This window comes from Alcaligenes sp. (assembly GCF_050255915.1).
Classification (GTDB): Bacteria; Pseudomonadota; Gammaproteobacteria; order Burkholderiales; family Burkholderiaceae_B; genus Alcaligenes; species Alcaligenes aquatilis.
In genome coordinates, this window is sequence record NZ_JBFWIQ010000002.1 from 347,540 (window position 1) to 364,931 (window position 17,392).

At 56.2% G+C, this 17,392-nt stretch carries 13 protein-coding genes; 8 read left to right on the forward strand and 5 right to left on the reverse strand.

Going from position 1 to position 17,392, the window contains the following annotated elements:
- Window positions 1–5: 5 nt before the first annotated feature.
- Window positions 6–1,622, reverse strand: a complete 1,617-nt coding sequence (locus tag AB7E06_RS03810; protein ID WP_094195290.1) for an ATP-dependent acyl-CoA ligase — start codon at window positions 1,620–1,622, stop codon at window positions 6–8.
- Between the two features lie 356 nt (window positions 1,623–1,978).
- Here AB7E06_RS03810 and AB7E06_RS03815 point away from each other — a divergent pair, with 356 nt between their 5' ends.
- Entirely contained in the window at window positions 1,979–2,935 is a 957-nt protein-coding gene (locus tag AB7E06_RS03815) for a Bug family tripartite tricarboxylate transporter substrate binding protein (protein ID WP_094195291.1), read from the forward strand.
- A gap of 87 nt (window positions 2,936–3,022) precedes the next feature.
- Here the strand turns inward: AB7E06_RS03815 and AB7E06_RS03820 are convergent, their stop codons facing one another.
- Both AB7E06_RS03820 and AB7E06_RS03825 read right to left on the reverse strand, forming a co-directional pair.
- Window positions 3,023–3,370, reverse strand: a complete 348-nt coding sequence (locus AB7E06_RS03820; RefSeq protein WP_094195292.1) for an ankyrin repeat domain-containing protein — start codon at window positions 3,368–3,370, stop codon at window positions 3,023–3,025.
- Between the two features lie 113 nt (window positions 3,371–3,483).
- A complete protein-coding gene (locus AB7E06_RS03825; RefSeq protein WP_094195293.1) occupies window positions 3,484–4,155 on the reverse strand; it encodes a GntR family transcriptional regulator in 672 nt (223 codons plus the stop codon).
- A 261-nt stretch (window positions 4,156–4,416) separates the two neighbouring features.
- Between AB7E06_RS03825 and AB7E06_RS03830 the strand changes: the two genes are divergently transcribed.
- Both AB7E06_RS03830 and AB7E06_RS03835 read left to right on the forward strand, forming a co-directional pair.
- Entirely contained in the window at window positions 4,417–5,301 is an 885-nt protein-coding gene (locus AB7E06_RS03830; RefSeq protein ID WP_094195294.1) for a LysR family transcriptional regulator, read from the forward strand.
- A 106-nt stretch (window positions 5,302–5,407) separates the two neighbouring features.
- The gene (locus AB7E06_RS03835) at window positions 5,408–6,655 is read left to right on the forward strand and encodes a D-amino acid dehydrogenase (protein ID WP_346549176.1); all 1,248 of its coding nucleotides are present in this window, start codon (window positions 5,408–5,410) and stop codon (window positions 6,653–6,655) included.
- 2 nt (window positions 6,656–6,657) lie between these two features.
- On the opposite strand, the gene AB7E06_RS03840 is transcribed toward AB7E06_RS03835, so the two are convergent.
- A complete protein-coding gene (locus AB7E06_RS03840; RefSeq protein ID WP_125278029.1) occupies window positions 6,658–7,668 on the reverse strand; it encodes an acyltransferase in 1,011 nt (336 codons plus the stop codon).
- Between the two features lie 278 nt (window positions 7,669–7,946).
- Here AB7E06_RS03840 and AB7E06_RS03845 point away from each other — a divergent pair, with 278 nt between their 5' ends.
- Window positions 7,947–9,293 (forward strand): DNA recombination protein RmuC, encoded by a 1,347-nt coding sequence (locus tag AB7E06_RS03845; protein WP_346549177.1) that lies wholly within the window; start codon window positions 7,947–7,949, stop codon window positions 9,291–9,293.
- Window positions 9,294–9,376: 83 nt separating this feature from the next.
- On the opposite strand, the gene AB7E06_RS03850 is transcribed toward AB7E06_RS03845, so the two are convergent.
- Window positions 9,377–11,935, reverse strand: coding sequence for an EAL domain-containing protein (locus AB7E06_RS03850; RefSeq protein WP_249460842.1), 2,559 nt, complete (start codon window positions 11,933–11,935; stop codon window positions 9,377–9,379).
- A 183-nt stretch (window positions 11,936–12,118) separates the two neighbouring features.
- Between AB7E06_RS03850 and AB7E06_RS03855 the strand changes: the two genes are divergently transcribed.
- From AB7E06_RS03855 to AB7E06_RS03870, 4 genes are all read left to right on the forward strand, one after another.
- Complete coding sequence (locus AB7E06_RS03855) at window positions 12,119–12,397, forward strand: acylphosphatase (RefSeq protein ID WP_094195298.1); 279 nt, start codon at window positions 12,119–12,121, stop codon at window positions 12,395–12,397.
- Between the two features lie 150 nt (window positions 12,398–12,547).
- Window positions 12,548–13,444, forward strand: coding sequence for a MurR/RpiR family transcriptional regulator (locus AB7E06_RS03860; protein ID WP_094195299.1), 897 nt, complete (start codon window positions 12,548–12,550; stop codon window positions 13,442–13,444).
- A gap of 56 nt (window positions 13,445–13,500) precedes the next feature.
- Window positions 13,501–14,499, forward strand: coding sequence for a TAXI family TRAP transporter solute-binding subunit (locus AB7E06_RS03865; protein ID WP_094195300.1), 999 nt, complete (start codon window positions 13,501–13,503; stop codon window positions 14,497–14,499).
- 170 nt (window positions 14,500–14,669) lie between these two features.
- On the forward strand, window positions 14,670–17,318 hold the full coding sequence (locus AB7E06_RS03870) for a TRAP transporter permease (protein ID WP_234354370.1): 2,649 nt from the start codon (window positions 14,670–14,672) through the stop codon (window positions 17,316–17,318).
- Window positions 17,319–17,392: the final 74 nt, after the last annotated feature.

The window sequence follows — 17,392 nt, forward strand, 5'->3', positions numbered from 1 at the left end:
AGCGATCAGCGGCGAACCTGATAGCCCGCTTTTTCTCTATCCCAGGTGTCGGGGCCAATGCCTCGATCACGCAGGGCAAACTTTTGAATCTTGCCATTTTCCGTGGTGGGCAAGACTTGGGCAAACTCAATAAAGCGCGGCACGGCAAAGTACGGCAGACGGCGCTCGCAATGTTGTAGCAGCTCCTCGCAACTGACCGTGCAATCCGGGCGCAGCACAATCATGGCCATGACCTCGTCCTCGGCCAGCTCGGACTTGGCGGCATAGACCGCGACCGTGTGAACGGCAGGATGGCTGGCCAAAGCCTGCTCAACTTCGTAGGAGGAAATGTTTTCCCCACGGCGGCGAATCATGTCTTTCAGACGGTCCACAAAGCGGTAGTAGCCATCGGCATCGCGTACCACGCGGTCGCCCGTGTGGAACCACAGATTTTTCCAGGTCTCCACTGTCTTGTCGGGTTGACCGTAGTAACCCAAGGCAAAAGCGTAAGGCTCATCGGCGCGCAACAACAGCTCGCCCACCTCACCATCTGGCAGTGGGTTGTCGTTCTCGTCCACCACCAGGGCTTCAAAGCCCTCAGACACTCGGCCCATATAGCCATTACGCTGTTCCTGAATGCCACGGCCCATCACATAGTTGGTTTCGGTAGAGCCAAAACCATCCAGTAGATGCATGTGGCAGCGCTCCAAAAACTGGCTATGAAATTGTTCGGGAACGCCTGGGCCCAGGGCAATGCGTGTCTTGTGCCGCTTTTCTGCCGCTGTTTCTGGTTTGGACAGCAAGATAGGCACCATGGCGCCCAGCAGATAGGTAATCGTCGCGCCGGTTTCGCACAGATTGTCGAAGAAACGGCTGGCGGAGAAACGTTTATCCACCACCATGCAGGCGTCGCTGACCAGGGCCTGGAAAAAGGTGTTCAGGGCATTGGTGTGGAACATGGGCAGGCAGGTGTACAGCACATCATCGGGTTTCATGCCCAACTTGCTGGCGGTGTAAATACCCCACCAGTAGAACTGGGCGTGCGGGCACTGAACGCCTTTGGAAGGGCCTGAAGTTCCGGAGGTATACAGAATGGCCAGCGTATCGCCAGGGCCTATGTCGGCAGGCTCGCAGTAATCGCCCAAAGCAGGTAGATCGCAGGTGGGTACAGCCAGGGTTTGTGCCACTTCCTGGCCTTGAATCAGCCAGGCTTGCTGGACGGCGGTGGCGGCAAGGTCCACATCGGCCAGCAGTGGTGTCAGATCGGTTTCCACCACCAGCAAGCTGGCCTGGCTATTGCACAGGATGTGCTGCAACTGCGCGCCGCGCGAGGCGGTATTGATAGGCACCACAATCGCGCCCAGCCAGCCGCAACCCAGCACCATGTCCAGGAACTCGTGACGGTTGGTGCACAGCAGGGCAACACGGTCGCCACGCTTGATACCGGCACGGCTCAGGCGGCTTGCACTGGCGGCGGCCGCCTGCAAGGTTTGCTGGCCGGTGTAGTGGATGTGTCGGTCTGAGAACAGCGGCGTATCACCCATGCGCTCTGCGCGCAGGCGCAACAAGGCGGGCACCGTGCGCTGCGTGGCAGGTATTGAAAACAGTGGCAATTCAGAAGCAGGAATGGAATGGGCGTGCATGATCAATCTGTCTCCCGGCCAACGCGCGATCAAGGCGGCAAGCCGATATGCATGGGTGAAATTACTAATATCCGGCAAACAGTATACTGCAATATATTATTTTGAAATTCCTGTCCTTCACCGGAAAAACCCGAAGTCGATGAGGCCGCCAAGTCGTGGTGTTTCGCATAAACCAAGGGCTGGACAAGGACGGAAAAGGGGGCGTTTTGCAGGCCAGGGCAGTACGGCAGGCAAGGCGGTTGATCAGGTTTCAGAACGACAGTCGATCAGCAAAAAGCAGGTCAGGCCCATGTGTTTGGGCGGATGTGCTTCACAATGACTTTGAATAAGCCCACAGGGGCAACGGGGATAGAACAATGAAGGTATGGCTTAAGTTGGCAACGTGTTGCGCGCTCATGTTGGGTGCACAGGCTCATGCTCAGAATAAGAATGTCACGCTGGTTATTCCTTATCCGCCTGGTGGTGCGGCTGATCAGTTGGCGCGTGTGATCTCTCAGGAAATGGGAACACGCTTCGATCAGAAAGTGATTGTGGAGAACCGTCCGGGTGCCGGTGCGCAGGTCGCCATGAATGTGGTGAAAAATGCCAACCCCAATGCCTTGGGAACGGTGCTGTTTCTGGCCGATAGCGGTGCCTATTCGCTTAACCGCCATATGTATCAGCGCCTGAACTACGATGTCGCCACGGACCTGATTCCCATGACGCTGGCCGCCAAGGCTCCTGTGTTCCTGCTGGTCAACAAAGACAGCCCTTTCAAGACCGTTCAGGATCTGGTTGCCGCCGGCCAGAAGCAAGAGCTGACATACGGCTCGCCCGGTATGGGTACCGGCACTCACCTGTTGGGCGAGATGCTGCGCAAAGAAACTGGCGCTCGTCTGGTGCACGTGCCTTACAAGGGCGCAGGTCCGGCCTTGATCGATGCGGTCAGTGGCCAGATCGACTTTATTTTTGATGTATTGACCGGTAGCCGTGGCTTTTTGGAGGATGGTCGTTTGCGCGCGATTGCCGCTGCCACGACAGAACGTAGCCCGTTGCGTCCTGATACGCCCACCCTTGCTGAAAGCGGTATTCCCAATGTGGCTTTTACGATCTGGTGGGGTATCTCGGCCAAGGCAGGCACCCCTGCCGATGAGGTGACACGCTTAACCGAGCAGTTGACGGCTGTGCTCAATGCGCCGGAAGTCGTGCAGAAGTTTGTGGACTTTGGTATTGAGATTCAGCCCTCGACACCACAAGCGTTTGCTGAGTTGATCGAGAGCGATGCGACGGCGATGGGCCCGATGATCCAGTCTTTGCAGATTACGTTGGATTAATTCTGTTTTAGGTGACGGGCCTGCCGTCAGAGGTGTTGCAGACAAGCCGGCCATGCCGGCTTGTTTCATTGATGCCCGGCCCCAGAATCAGGGACGCAACTCTTTGGCGCCGCGTTCGATCAACATGGCCGAGATTTCCTTGTTGCCATTTGCATTGGCACGCACCAGTGGCGAATAGCCTTCAAAATCGCGGGCGTTAACATCGGCACCATTGTCCAGGAGGAAGCGGGCGATTTCTTTGTTGCCGTTCATGCTGACCAGATGCAATGGGGTATAGCCGTCCAGCTTGGCATTGACCAGGGCTTTGTCTTGTTGCATCGCCGTAATGACTTGCTCGGCTTGGCCAGCCCAGATCTGTTCATACAGATCGGCGTTGGCGGCGTAGACGGGGGCGGCAAGGCTCAGGGTAAGCAGGGCAGCGGAAATAAACTTCATTTAATACTCCAAAAGCAGATTTAAACTAACCGTTATGAATAATAGTTATTTTTGAAAGCGGGTTCTGTAATGGCTTGTTACTTCAGGAGGCTGGGCCAGGGGCTGGCCATGCGCTAGTGGGACAGCAGTTCGGCTTGTTTGATGCAATAGGCGGAGCTGCAGATCACCAGATTTTCATGAATTTTTTGCGCGGCCTGTTCAGGCTGGCCCTGCTCAAAGGCCTGGTAGATGCCTTGAGCGCGTTGCAAGGTTTCTCGACGGAAAAGCGGGTCTTGCAGGCAGGCGATACGGGCTTGATCGGCCCGGTCATGCAAACGCTCCATGGTATCGATGAGCTGCTTGTTGGGCACCATATTGATCCAGGCACTACGAAACGACCAGTTGGCCTGAATGTTGTCCAGAGGATCCCCTTGCTGATGCGTGGCTTCAATGCGGGCCACCGCCTGCCCCATGGCACGCAAGCCCACTGCACTTTGATGCTGACAGGCAAGGTGTGCGGCGGAAGGCTCCAATAGCAAACGTACCGAGAAGATGTCTTCAATATCTTGTGGGGTGTAGATCTTCAGGACAAAGCCGCGCGAGGTGCTCTCGAGCACGCCCTCGTTTTTAAGCTGCAACAGGGCTTCGCGCACGGGCATGCGCGACACGTTCAGGCTGGCTGCAATTTCATTATCAACCAACCTGACCTCAAAGCTGATCTTGCCCAGTGCAATGTCCTGGCGAAGCATGCCATAGACTTGTTCACGGATATTGGGTTCGCGTTTTTTGTAGGGGGTAGCAGCCATAAACTCGTCCGGCGTCTGGCGCACGGCAAAACTCTGAAAGGGGTATAGGATACCAAGTAAGCATGAAGGGCTGAGGCGTTTTGTACCAGGATGGGATGGGTTGAAACCGTCTGGCCTGAGTGGCTGAAAAGGATTGTTCTGGCGGCGTGGCCGTCGTGTGATGTCTCCTGTATGGGCAAGACTCTGGGCAAACCGCTTCACAGGCTGACTTGCCGCATAATAGGTGTTTTTCAACTCAGCACGCACCAGAGGGGGCAATTGATGCGGTGGCGGCATGTAGAAATTTTTGATGCGATCTGCCGCGGTGGCTCTTTGACGCAGGCCGCACAGTTGCTGCATATCTCTCAGCCTGCGGCCAGCAAAATGTTGGCGACGGCAGAAATGCAGCTGGGTTTTAAGTTGTTCGATCGCGTACGTGGCCGCCTGATCCCCACGCGTGAGGCCAGCATTCTGGCACCCTACGTTGCGCGTCTACATCAGAATCTGGATGACGTCAGCCGACTGGCGCGCAATCTGCGCTCTCATCATGAAGGCCTGTGGCGTATCGGCAGCAGCCCGGCTTTCGGATTGGAGTTATTGCCGGTGGCCTTGAGCCGTTGTCGCCAGTCCCACCCGGCCATGAGTTTCGAGTTGCGTACCCATCACAGTGGGGAGTTATTACAAGCCCTGGAAACGCGCGACCTGGATATGGTGATCAGTTTTGATCAGGGCGAGTCCTCGGGCGTGCAACAACAGGTTCTGGCCGATACCGAACTGGTGCACGTGACCTTGCCGGGTGTTGCTCCTTTGCGTCATTGGGAGGAGATGGCCGAGCGCGCTTTTATCGCTTTAGACGCTAATGATCCTGTGGGCGCGATGGTTGAGGATCTGCTGCAGCGCTATGCCCCCGATGTGGCCCCCTTTATGCGTGTACAGACCCATTACGTGGCGTGCAACCTGGTTGTGCAGCAGGTGGGTGAGGCCCTGGTGGACCTGGTCACTGCCCGCGCCATGCAAGGTCGGGGCTTGGCCATACACCGCTTGCCCGAGCCGTTGCCTATCCCAGTCAGTATTTTGACGGCCCATGATGATGCGGGTTCTGGCTCGCGTGAGCGGGTGCTGGATCACATCCGTCAGGCCCTGCTGGAATGTCGTTTCCCGGACTGAGCGGAATCTTGACTCCATAACCCTGGGTTATGGAGAGCGCCAACTATTCATTGGCGCTCTGTAGCACCCCCCAAGACAATAGAGGCCAGTTATTGGGGGTATGTTCATGCATGTATGTATTATCGGCGCCGGTGTCATTGGGATGAGTACCGCGTTCATGTTGCGCCAGAAAGGGGTGAAGGTCACGGTACTGGAGGCGGGTTCACAAGTGGCCGGACAGACCAGCTTTGCCAATGGTGGACAACTGAGCTACAGCTACGTGGCCCCCCTGGCTGATCCTGGCGTATTCAAGGATTTGCCTCGCTGGTTATTGAAGAACGACTCGCCGTTGCGTTTTAAGCCTGCGCTGAGTCCGCAACAATGGCGCTGGCTGCTGCATTTTCTGAAAGCCTGCCGGGGTGATGTGGTGCGCCGTACCACCGCGCAGATGCTGACCTTGTCCTACCTGAGCCGCGACATTTTGCACGACTGGCAAGAGCGCTTCAATCTGGAATTTGCCCATCAAAACAATGGCAAGTTGATTGTGTTTCGCAGCCCCGGCCCGTTTCAGCATGCCCGTGAGCAGGCGCAATTGCAGGCGGATATGGGCTCCTCGCAGCAAGTGCTGGAAGCGGCTCAAGTGTTGGAGCTGGAGCCTTCTTTGCAGACGTTGGGCTCGCGCTTGCAGGGTGCGATTTACACCCCTAGCGAAGAGGCAGGGGATGCTTATCTGTTCTCTGTGGCCTTGCATGAGCGCATGCAAAATGACCGCGATTACCAGCTCAAACTCAATACGCCGGTGCAGCGCTTTGTGAGGGAAGGGCGCGATATCCGCGCTGTGCAAACCGCAGAAGGTGAGATCCAGGCCGATCAGTTTGTTGTTGCCAGCGGTATGGGCACGGTGCCTTTGTTGCGCCAATTGGGTGGCCGCCCTCTGATCTACCCGCTAAAGGGCTATAGCTTGAGCCTGCCGTTGGAAGGCTTGAATCAAGCCGTGCCCGCCATCAGCGTGACGGATTACGAACAGCGCATCGTGTATGCCCGCTTGGGTGAGGTGCTGCGTATGGCTGCCATGGTGGATATCGGCTTTGATGGGTTGGATATTCCGGCCGATCGTATGGTGACCTTGAAGCAGCAGGTGAAGGATCTGTTCCCTGCTTTGCCGTTGGAGCAGGCACAGACTTGGGCAGGCTTGCGCCCTGCAACACCTTCGGGCAAGCCTATTGTAGGGGCCAGCACGCTGGCCGGTCGTTTGTGGGTGAACGCAGGCCACGGCGCATTGGGCTTTACCTTGGCGTGTGGCAGTGCAGCGATTCTGGCCGCGCACCTGACCGGAGAGGCTTCACCTATTGATGATGCGCCGTTTCGTCCTTAATCCTAGACCGTCGCCCGCAACACCGGCATGGCTTTCAAACCCGCCGTCAGCAACAGGGATAGACCATAGATGGCGGCCGCCAGCACCGGAATCGACCACAGTGCATTGAAATCCAGTGCCGTGAACAGATAGCGGTACATCAGGTCGATCAGCCAGGGGTGGATCAAATACACCCCCAAGGTCAGCTCTGCCAGATGGGCACTGATCCGCGAGTTGATCAAGGGCTGGTTCCAGTCACGCAGCAATATAATCAGCGCGATGGACATGGGGATGACGGTAATACTCAGGTAGTCATAAAAGTACGCAGCGGTTTGCCGGTCGTGGGTGATGGCCAGCGCATAAAAGCCCCAGGCTGTGGCCGCGATACTACTGAGCAGCACCGTCATAGTCAGCCAGCGGGGCATACGCACCGGCACTTTGCGTAGCAGATAGCCCAGCAGAAAATAGGGCAGATAGGACAGGAACCAGGTGAAGAAGGGGGCAGAGTGGGTGTTTAGCTCTGGCTTACTGAGCGTGCTAAGGGCAGATAGCACGAAGGCCGCCCCGGTCAGCGCGGCCAGTTGCTTCAAGTTGGTGTTCTGAACCATACGACGCAAAAAGGGCGTGAACAGGTACAGGAACACAATCATGTACAGAAACCAGAGGTGGAAATAAGGCCGACCCTGCAGCAGCCGCTCCAGATAGGGATAAGGGTCAGCGTCTGGCGTCCACCAATGCTGCTTGAAGGCCGTCCAGCCTAGATAAAACGCGGTCCAGAACAGCAGTGGCAGCAAGACTCGCGACGCCCGCTTGCGGTAGAAGCGCTTCATGCCCTCCTGGGGACGGGGTTCCAGCAAGAGCGCACCGCTGACCATGACAAACACTGGTACACACCAGCGGGTGGCGGCATCGTAGAGATTGCCACTCCACCAGTTGGCTGTGCCCAACTCGGCATTCAGGACGGCGTAGGCGGCGATATGCAGGCAAACGACAGAGAAAATCGCCACGATCCGTGCATTGCTGATCCAGTTCATGACAGGACATCAAAATCAGAGACCTAACTATCGTAACGAGCAGACGTTTCTGATATGTCCCCCAAATACGGGATTTAGCGTCCAGTTTTGTCTGGATGTGACGGTGCAAGGGAATGTTGGCTACTGATGCGGGCAGGATGGATTCATCCTATCGCCTTTCGGGAACGACTGAAAAAGGGTGTATAAATTACCAGCGTTATACGGTTAAATAGCAGGCTTAGCCAGACAGACCAGTCAGGGCACTCCTGAACTGGCAGTGCTGGTCAGGAGTAGGGTGAATGGAGCTGGATTTTAGCGGGTTGGATGTGCTGATTGCCCTGGTCGCTTTGGCGCTGGGCTTGCTGATCGGGTTGTGGCTGCGAGCGCGCATGAGAGCGCCTGTTGAGCAAGTTCTGGAGGATCGCTGTGCACGTCTGGAACAAGATCTGGCCCTGGCGCAGGACAGGGCGGCGGAGCTGGACAAGGAACTGATACGCCGCGATGCCCAGTTGCAGGCTCAGCAGATGCGCAATCAGGCCATCCAAGAGGACTTGGAACATAGCCGCGAGCAGATGCGCTTGCAGTTTGAGTCCCTGGCCCAGCAGATTCTGGAGTCCAAAGGGCAGACGCTGCGTCAGGATAGTCAACGCACCCTGGATGAAATGCTGCGACCCTTTCGAGAACAATTGGCAGGTTTTCAACTGCGCGTGAATCAAGTACATGATGAATCCGTCAAAGGCCAGACCGCCTTGAGTCTGGAGCTGCAACGCATGCAGGAAATGGGTCTGCGCATGAGTGCTGAAGCACATTCCTTGGCTGTGGCCTTGAAAGGCGATAAAAAGACCACTGGTAATTGGGGTGAAACCCAGTTGGAAAAAACGCTGGAAGTGGCTGGTTTGGTGCGCGGTGTCCACTTTGATACACAATGGCAAGCTCGCGACGAGCAAGGTCGCCTGCGATACCCTGACTTCGTGGTGCATCTACCGCAGGACAAGCATCTGGTGCTCGATTGCAAAGTGTCCTTGGTGGACTATGATCGCGCCATCCGCGCTCAGACTGACGAGGAACGCCAACAAAGTCTGCAAGCCCATGTGCAGGCGCTACGCAAGCATATTGATGATCTGGCCTCCAAGGATTACAGCGCCTTGTCTGGCCTGAACAGCCCCGGTTTCGTGTTTATGTACGTGCCTATCGAGGCGGCATATATGCAGGCTTTGCAGCAACAGCATGGCTTGTTCGACTACGGCCTGGGCAAAAATGTCCTGATGGTCTCGCACACCACCTTGCTGCCTATTTTGCGTACCGTAGCCAATATCTGGATGATGGTGCGCAGCAACGAGCAGGCTCACGAACTAAGCCAACGTGCGGGCGACATCTATAACCAGGTATCTATCTTGGCTGAGCGCCTGAAAAAGCTGGGCGAAACCTTGGGGCAGGCGGGCAAGCACTACAACAGTACGGTGACAGCATTGGCAGGTCAGCAGGGCTTGTACGGGAAAGTCAGCCGCTTTGCCGAGCTATCGGCCCGGGCCAAGCGTACCCAGCCGGGGATCGAACCCTTGCATACGGATATAGAACACGAGCGCCTGGATTGGGTCTTGCCTGAGGATACCGAGCCGGCGCAGGGCAAAGAGTCGGATGCCTAATTGTTAAAAGCTTAGGTGCCTGTTCCCGCAACCGATATGGTGTCGTGATTTTGTATAGGCTGGCTGAGGGCGGCCCATGGCGTTTACGGTTGAGCGCCATCTTCCTGCTCAATTGCCTCCAACCAGTGCTCTACCAACTGCGGCGCGCTGAATAGATAGCCTTGCAGGGCATGGCAGCCGCGGCGCAGCAGAAACTCCTTTTGCTGCTCATTTTCCACACCTTCAACGACTACGTGCAGCCCTAGTTGCCGTGCCATGGCCAGTACCGTACGCACAATGGCGTTGGCTTCCTGCTCCATGGGTACTCCCAGGATCAGGCTGCGGTCCATTTTCAGCTCGTATAGTGGCAGGCGGCGGATGGCGGCCAGGTTGGAATAGCCTGTGCCAAAGTCGTCCATGGAAAAGCGGATCCCCAGGTCTTTGAGCTCGCGCATCATGCTGTTGGCCGAGGAGAAGTCTTCCATCAGTACGCCTTCGGTAATTTCAAAGATCAGACGATGGGCGGGGGCGCCGCTGGTCTCCAGGATCTGGCGTGTGCGGCGAGCAAAGTCAGGGCGGCGGAATTGAATCGGGCTGACATTAATGGAAATGGGAAAGCTGCACTCCTGGGTCTGTAGCAGCAAATCACAGACTGATGCCATGATCCAGTCGCCCAGGGGCGTGATCAAGTCGGTGCTTTCCGCCAGGGGAATGAACAGATTGGGGGTCAGCATACCGCGTGTTGGGTGTAACCAGCGCAGCAGCACCTCGGCCCCGCAGATGTGGTTTTGCTTGTCGTACTGGGACTGGACAAACAGGCGCAACTGATCCGAGCCAATCGCAAAACGCAGATCGTGCTGCAGACTCAGATGCTCTTCCAGGGCCTCTTGCATACCAGGTTCGTACAAGGTGATCTGGTTGCGACCATTTTCCTTGGACCGATACATGGCTGTGTCAGCTTGTCGCATCAGGTCCTCTGCAGTCAGGGTGCTGTCGGTAATCAAGGCCAGACCAATACTGCTGCTGCTCAAGTAAGAGTGGCCTTCAATGCTGTAGGGCTCTTCCAGACGGGTGCGTACCTGTTCGGCAAACTCCAGGGCTTCTTTGTGGCAGTCTCGTACCGTACCGAGTTGCAGTATCTTCAGGATGACAAATTCGTCCCCACCCAAGCGGGCCACGATGTCTTGGGGGTCAATCATCAAGGATAGGCGGCGCGCCACTTTGCGTAGCAGCGCATCGCCAATGGCGTGTCCCCGCGCATCGTTAATGTGCTTGAATCGGTCCAGATCCAGGAAATACAGCGCACCAGGTCGTTTGTAAGGCTCTATGGTTTGCAGGTGGCGTTCCAGGCGTTGCATCAGCAGGCGGCGGTTGGGAAGTTCGGTGAGCGGGTCGTAGAAAGCCAGCCGGTAGTTCTCTGACTGCGTGGCTTTGAGCGCCGAGATATTGGTGGAAATACAGTACAGGCTGGTTTGTTGAGTCTCGGGGTCTTGGACCGGCATTTTGATGGAGAAAAAGGTGGCGCGTACATCGCCTTTCCGGTCCCGTACCACTTCTTCTACAGCCAGGCGTTCACCGCTGTACAGCACCTGCTCGTCGTTATGACGGAATTCGTTAATGGTTTGCTTGTTGGCGTACAAGTCCTGGTCGGTTTTACCCACAATACTGACCGTGGTGTAGTTCAGGTCTTCGCATAGTTTGCGGTTGGCGTATTGATAACGAAACTGGTCATCCTTGATGTAGACGTAGGCGTCAATGGCATCGAGCACGGTATGCAGATGATGCTCGGTGCGGACCAGTTTTTTGCGCTGACGACGCAGGCCAATGCGCATTAGGCTCACGGTGAGCAGGGCAAGGGTCAGCAAGATACCCAGTGTGAGCAAGGCGGGGATGATCCAGGGCTTGGTGGGTTTTTCAATCAGGCGCAGGCCCCACTGGTTCAGTGTCTCTGTGTAGAACGGATCGTTATTGTCTTGCCACTGCTTGATATGAGTATCAATAGCGGCCAGCAGGTCCAGGTGGCGGTCCTTGGCGGTCACAAAGTAAGTGCTGGTGGGCTCTAGCCGGATAGGCGCGGTTTTCAGGCCATGTTCGCCTGCATGACGTACGCCAAATAAATGGCCGACGACGGCGGCGTCGGCCTGTTTGGTCTGGACCAGTTTGAGCGCGTTGTATTGGGAGTCGGTAATGACCAGCTTGGAGCCAAGCTCCAGTTTCTGCAAAATATTGTAGAGCTGGGTTAGCTGCAGGGTTCCGCTCATGACGGCAATGCGTTTGCCATTCAAGTCGTTCAGCGCACTAATATGCGTGCCTTTTCCCGTGAATATCTGTGACCAGTCCTCCAGTACGGCTCGGCTGTGATAGCTGTACAGGGTGGCGCGTTCGGGGGAGTAGGCCAGGCCCGGCACGATATCGATCAGGTCATTTTGCAGGGCGTTCAGGCATTGTTGCCAGTCGCATTGCACGGCTTCCAGTGTCCAGCCTTCACGCTTGGCAATTTCCAGCAGCAGTTCGCCCATGATGCCGCCGGGACGGGCCTGACTGTCGAGCAGGAGTTTAGGTGGGTTTTCGTAAACGCCTATACGTACGATATGTTGCTGGGAGTGGGGGGCTGCCTGGGTCGGTGGTGACACAAATCCTAGTGCAACCAGCATGCCTAGCATGTACATTGCCCTGCACATCGATAAAGTAAAAAGGCGGGGCAAATTCATAAGGTAATGGCTGCACAAAGCAGATAATCGGGGACGGGGGCGATCATGCAACAATGATGTGACTAATTTAACTGAATATCGAGATGTGGGGCGGATGCGTGCCGTATTTCGGCGATAAATAGCAGGAGCAGGCGAATGGCGGATTGTGAAACGGTAGAGGTGCGTGTTAAGGGGCGTGTGCAAGGGGTCGGGTTTCGAGCCAGCGCCTTGCGTCATGCTCATTTGTATGGCGTCAAGGGCTGGGTCAGCAATGCTGGGGATGGTTCCGTAGAACTGCTGCTGCAAGGCAGTGCTGATGTCATCGACAGTATGGTCAGCTGGTTGTATATCGGGCCCGAGCATGCCGTGGTCGAGCAGGTGGATATACAGCGCTCTTATACTGACAAACGATATGATTTTTTTGAGATTCGCTAGCAAGAGCTGACGCCAGCGTTGAGTTTGCCCACGCAAAAAAAGAAATAATTATAGGTATTTGCGGGCAAACCCTAGGAAAACATTTGTTTTTTTTAGTGTTCTCCAGATTAACATGCGTTTTATTGCACTGATATGTGAGTAGGACGACAAATGGAGCCCTTGTTGCGTTTGCAGCGTATCTTGCCTGGCCTGACGCCCGAGCTGCGTCGCGCTGCGCAATGGGTGGAGCGCCATCCGGTTGAAGTCAGCCTGTGGTCCATGCGCAAACAGGCCCAGGAGTTGTCGGTTGCACCGGCAACCATGCTTCGTCTGGCTAAAGCGGCGGGTTATGAAAGCTACGACGGTTTTCGTGAGCCGTTTCAGCAGGCCCTGCACCGCAATGGCGGCACGATGGCGGCGCGAGCGCAAAATTTGCAAGGTAACCGGGCCTCAGAACAACAAATACGGGACCTGGGGGAGCAACAAGAGCAGGCCCTGGAGTCGGTCTTGAGACTGAATTCAGCCAGCGCTCTGGATGCTTGTGCCCAGGCGCTTCTGGGCGCCTCCAAAGTGGGGTTTATCGGTCTGGGGGTCAGTTTTGCCTGTGCGTTCCAGATGCATTATGCCTATCAATTGATACGTGGTAATGGTGTCTTGCTGAACCGGGCCGTAGACTTGTTCCTGGAGCTGGACGCCGGTTTGGACAGCGGGGGTGTGCTGGTTGTGATCAGCCAGGCGCCATATGTCAAAACAGTGGTCAATAGTGTGCATCAGGCGGTGCAGCAGGGCATCACGGTGGTCGCGGTAACTGACAGTGTGCTGTCCCCGGTGGCCCAGGGGGCCAAACATGTCTTGTTGTTTGATGCACAGGCCAGCGAGCAGCCAGCGGCCAGTTTTTTTCATTCTCTAGTGGGCACGGTCACCGTTGCAGAACATTTGTTGGCACGGATCGCCACCTTGGGCGGTAAGACAGTGGTGCAGCGTCTCGCGCAGCTGGAGTCTTCATTTCGAAGTCAGGGAGTTTATTGGCAACAGGACCAAGCGGTTGACCCCGCTTCGTCTATGTAAACAAACCGGTCGTACCGGTCACACAAACCGGGGATACCCCCATGGGAGACACAAAGATGGAACACATTAGTAAGAAAACAGGTAAGAAAGCAGTGTGGGCACTTAGCACAACGGCAGCGATGTGCGCCATGTTGCTCAGCCCCTTGCCTGCCAGCGCCCAGCAGAAGTTTGTCAGTATCGGGACGGGGGGTGTGACCGGGGTGTATTACGCGGCCGGTGGCGCTATTTGCCGCTTGGTCAATAAGGATCGTGGTACGGATGGCGTACGTTGCTCGGTGGAATCCACGGGCGGTTCGGTCTTTAACGTCAACACCATCAAAGCGGGTGAGCTGGACCTGGGTGTGGTGCAGTCTGATGTGGGCTATAACGCGTACAACGGAGAAGGCCAGTTCAAGGACGGTGGGGCGTACAAGAAGCTGCGTTCGGTATTCTCCATTCACCCGGAGCCCTTTACCGTGCTGTCTCGTAAAGAGGCCAATGTCAGCAAGTTCGACGACTTCAAGGGCAAGCGTTTTAACGTAGGCAATCCGGGTTCGGGCACACGCGCCTCGATGGATCAGTTGTTGCAGGCCATGGGGCTGGATAACAGCTTTTTCTCACTGGCCTCGGAGCTGCGTCCCGATGAACACGGCCCGGCATTGTGTGATGGCAAGATTGACGGCTTTATCTATGGCGTAGGCCATCCTTCGGCCAATATCCAGGATCCCACCACCTCTTGCGGCGCCAAGCTGGTGCCTCTGACCGGTCCTGCGGTGGACAAGCTGGTCGAGACTTATCCCTACTACGCCAAGGTCGCGATTCCTGGTGGCTTGTACCCCAACAATCCTGACGATGTCCAAACCTATGGCGTTCTGGCAACCTTTGTGACGTCCGAGGACGTACCGGAAGAGTCTGTCTACAACGTCGTCAAAGCGGTGTTCGACAACTTTGATGATTTCAAGCGCTTGCACCCTGCGTTGGCGAATCTGAAGAAAGAAGACATGGTCAAGAACGGCTTGTCTGCCCCATTGCACAAAGGCGCTGAAAAGTACTTCAAGGAAAAAGGGCTGCTGTAAGACAGTCTGATTGACACCAGGCTGGCTGTGCCAGCCTGGCCGCAAGTGCCATGGCCCTAGCTGTGGCCTTGCCTCTGGTCTGGGGTTCCTGGGCTGCGCAGTCCAGGTGGATCGGGTGCCTGGCTGGTGGTACTCGGGCTCCACGCCGGGTTTTCCTGGAGATACAGTAAATGACACAACAAGAACATAAAAAAATGGGGCCAGACTTGGCCCTGACACAGGATGAAACGGCAGAGCTGGAAAAACTGGTTGCCGATGTAGACCGTGGTGGACGCTCTGTGGCTGGCGTTGCAGGCATGGTTTTGTTTTTGGTTGGAATAGGCTGGTCCTTGTTTCAGCTTTGGTACGCCTCTCCGCTGCCATTTGCCCTGAATCTGGGCATTTTCAATGACACAGAAGCGCGAGCCCTGCATTTGGGCATCGCCATGTTTTTGGCCTATCTGGCGTTTCCTGCAAGCAAACAATCCGCGCGCGACCGAATTCCGATCCATGACTGGCTCTTGGCCCTGATTGCGGCCTTTTGCGGCTCGTATTTATTCTTTTTCTATAAGGAATTGGCCTCGCGCCCCGGTATCCCCACCACGATGGATGTGGTGGTGGCCAGTATGGGTCTGGTATTGCTGCTGGAGGCGACGCGGCGCTCGTTGGGCGCGCCCATGGCGGTGCTGGCGATTGTCTTTATTGCCTATATTTTTCTGGGCCCCTGGCTGCCGGATGCCTTGTCTCACCGGGGCGCCTCCTTGCAGCGCCTGGTTTCGCATATGTGGCTGACCACGGAGGGTGTGTACGGAGTTGCCCTGGGCGTTTCTGTCTCGTATATCTTTATTTTTGTATTGCTGGGCTCTTTGCTGGATCGCTGCGGGGCGGGCAATTACATGATGCAGGTCTCGTTTGCCTTGCTGGGGCATTTGCGGGGCGGGCCAGCCAAAGTGGCTGTGGTCTCCTCGGCCGTGAACGGTCTTGTGTCGGCTTCTTCGGTCGCCAACGTGGTGACAGGCGGTATTTTTACCATTCCCTTGATGAAAAAAGCGGGCTATGGCGGCATTCGGGCCGGGGCGATTGAAACGGCCTCGTCCGTCAATGGCCAGATCATGCCGCCGGTCATGGGGGCGGCTGCCTTTTTGATGATCGAGTATGTCGGCATTCCTTACACCGATATCATTCGTCATGCTTTGCTGCCTGCGGTTATTTCATATATTGCGCTGTTTTATATCGTGCACCTGGAAGCGCTGAAGCTGGGTATTCAACCCATGATGGCCTCGGGCAAGCCCAAAACCTTCATCCAGAAATTAGCGGGTTGGGGCATGGGTACGGCCGGCACCCTGAGTGTGATGGGGCTGGTCTATTGGATAGGTGTTGGGGTTCAGGCAATCGCCGGTGATGCGGCTATTTGGATTTTGTTGCTTTTGTTGCTGGTGCTGTATGTGTACTTGCTGAAAATTGCAGCGGACCACGAAGACCTGCCTACCGATATTAATGTGAACACGCCCGTGCGTCCCGAGCCTTGGCCCACCGTACGTGCTGGCTTGTATTTCCTGATCCCGATCGGCATTTTGGTGTGGTGCCTGACGGTAGAGGTGATGTCTGCCGGCTTGTCGGCTTTCTGGGCCGTTGTGGCCATGTTGTTTCAGATGGCCACACAGCGCCCCATCATTGCCTGGTTCCGTAAACAGGCAACGGCGCAACCGCTGCGCCAAGGTGTCAGCGAGGTGTGGACAGGACTGCAGGAAGGCGCCCGCAATATGGTGGGTATCGGGATTGCCTGCGGGACAGCCGGCTTGATTGTGGGAGCGATTACCCTGACTGGTTTGGGCCTGCGTATGACGGCTTTTGTGGAGCTGGTCTCCATGGGTAATGTGCTGGTCATGCTGTTCTTTACGGCCGCTGTGTGTCTGGTGTTGGGTTTGGGTATGCCCACGACCGCCAACTACATTCTGATGGCCACGTTGATGGCGCCTGTCGTGGTGGAGCTGGGAGCGCAAAGCGGTATGGTGATTCCGCTGATTGCCGTCCATATGTTCGTGTTCTATTACGGGATCATGGCCGATATTACGCCGCCTGTGGGCTTAGCCACTTTTGCGGCAGCGGCCATTTCAGGGGAGGATCCGATCAAGACCGGCGTGAAGGGCGTGACCTATGCCATGCGTACGGCGGTGCTGCCTTTCATGTTCATCTTCAATCCCATGCTGTTGTTGATCGGCATACACAGTGCCTGGGAGCTGGTTCTGGTGGTGGTGGGCTCAACGGTGGCGTCGCTGGCTTTTGCGGCGGCGACAATCGGGTGGTTGCGTATTAAAACCAGTTGGCTGGAGACCGTTTTGCTCTTGCTGGCTACGTTCATGCTGTTTCGTCCGGACTGGTTCATGGATCATGTCAGCGAGAAGTACCAAAGCCGTCCTGCATCCGAGTTGATGCAGGTGGTGCAGAACACCCCGGACGGGGGCAATCTGGTGGTGCAACTGGCCGGGATGAACCTGGAAGGCAAGGATCTGCAGAAAACGGTTGCCGTGTCCTTGCCTGCCCTGCCAGAAGGGGATCAGGCGACAGGTCTGGCCGCAGCCAGCAAACGTCTGTCTTTGGCTGGCCTGACGGTCATGGCCTTTGGAGACACGGCTCAAGTGGCATCGGTTGCCTTTGGCAGTTCAGCGCGCCGAGCAGGCTGGGAGCAGGGCTGGGATATTGAGCAAGTGAAAGTGCCGCATCCCGATCGTCCCTCTGAGTTTTGGGTATTTTTGCCTGCCTTGCTGATCTTGTTCTGGGTATGGATCAGACAAGGTGTGCGAATGCGGCGTGCTTTGCCTGCGAACCCGGCGGTTTAAGTCTGGGCACCGTCTCTACCAGCCGCCCCTGTGGTGGCTGGTAGTACACTGATGGCCCTGGATTTCAGGCCCGC

Excerpts from the sequence above, each read along its gene's own strand:
- AB7E06_RS03845 (WP_346549177.1), top strand. The coding sequence starts at position 7,947 with ATGGAGCTGGATTTTAGCGGGTTGGATGTGCTGATTGCCCTGGTCGCT.
- AB7E06_RS03870 (WP_234354370.1), top strand. The coding sequence starts at position 14,670 with ATGACACAACAAGAACATAAAAAAATGGGGCCAGACTTGGCCCTGACA.
- AB7E06_RS03840 (WP_125278029.1), bottom strand. The coding sequence starts at position 7,668 with ATGAACTGGATCAGCAATGCACGGATCGTGGCGATTTTCTCTGTCGTT.
- AB7E06_RS03855 (WP_094195298.1), top strand. The coding sequence starts at position 12,119 with ATGGCGGATTGTGAAACGGTAGAGGTGCGTGTTAAGGGGCGTGTGCAA.
- AB7E06_RS03830 (WP_094195294.1), top strand. The coding sequence starts at position 4,417 with ATGCGGTGGCGGCATGTAGAAATTTTTGATGCGATCTGCCGCGGTGGC.
- AB7E06_RS03865 (WP_094195300.1), top strand. The coding sequence starts at position 13,501 with ATGGAACACATTAGTAAGAAAACAGGTAAGAAAGCAGTGTGGGCACTT.
- AB7E06_RS03825 (WP_094195293.1), bottom strand. The coding sequence starts at position 4,155 with ATGGCTGCTACCCCCTACAAAAAACGCGAACCCAATATCCGTGAACAA.
- AB7E06_RS03810 (WP_094195290.1), bottom strand. The coding sequence starts at position 1,622 with ATGCACGCCCATTCCATTCCTGCTTCTGAATTGCCACTGTTTTCAATA.
- AB7E06_RS03835 (WP_346549176.1), top strand. The coding sequence starts at position 5,408 with ATGCATGTATGTATTATCGGCGCCGGTGTCATTGGGATGAGTACCGCG.
- AB7E06_RS03820 (WP_094195292.1), bottom strand. The coding sequence starts at position 3,370 with ATGAAGTTTATTTCCGCTGCCCTGCTTACCCTGAGCCTTGCCGCCCCC.
- AB7E06_RS03860 (WP_094195299.1), top strand. The coding sequence starts at position 12,548 with ATGGAGCCCTTGTTGCGTTTGCAGCGTATCTTGCCTGGCCTGACGCCC.
- AB7E06_RS03815 (WP_094195291.1), top strand. The coding sequence starts at position 1,979 with ATGAAGGTATGGCTTAAGTTGGCAACGTGTTGCGCGCTCATGTTGGGT.
- AB7E06_RS03850 (WP_249460842.1), bottom strand. The coding sequence starts at position 11,935 with ATGCTAGGCATGCTGGTTGCACTAGGATTTGTGTCACCACCGACCCAG.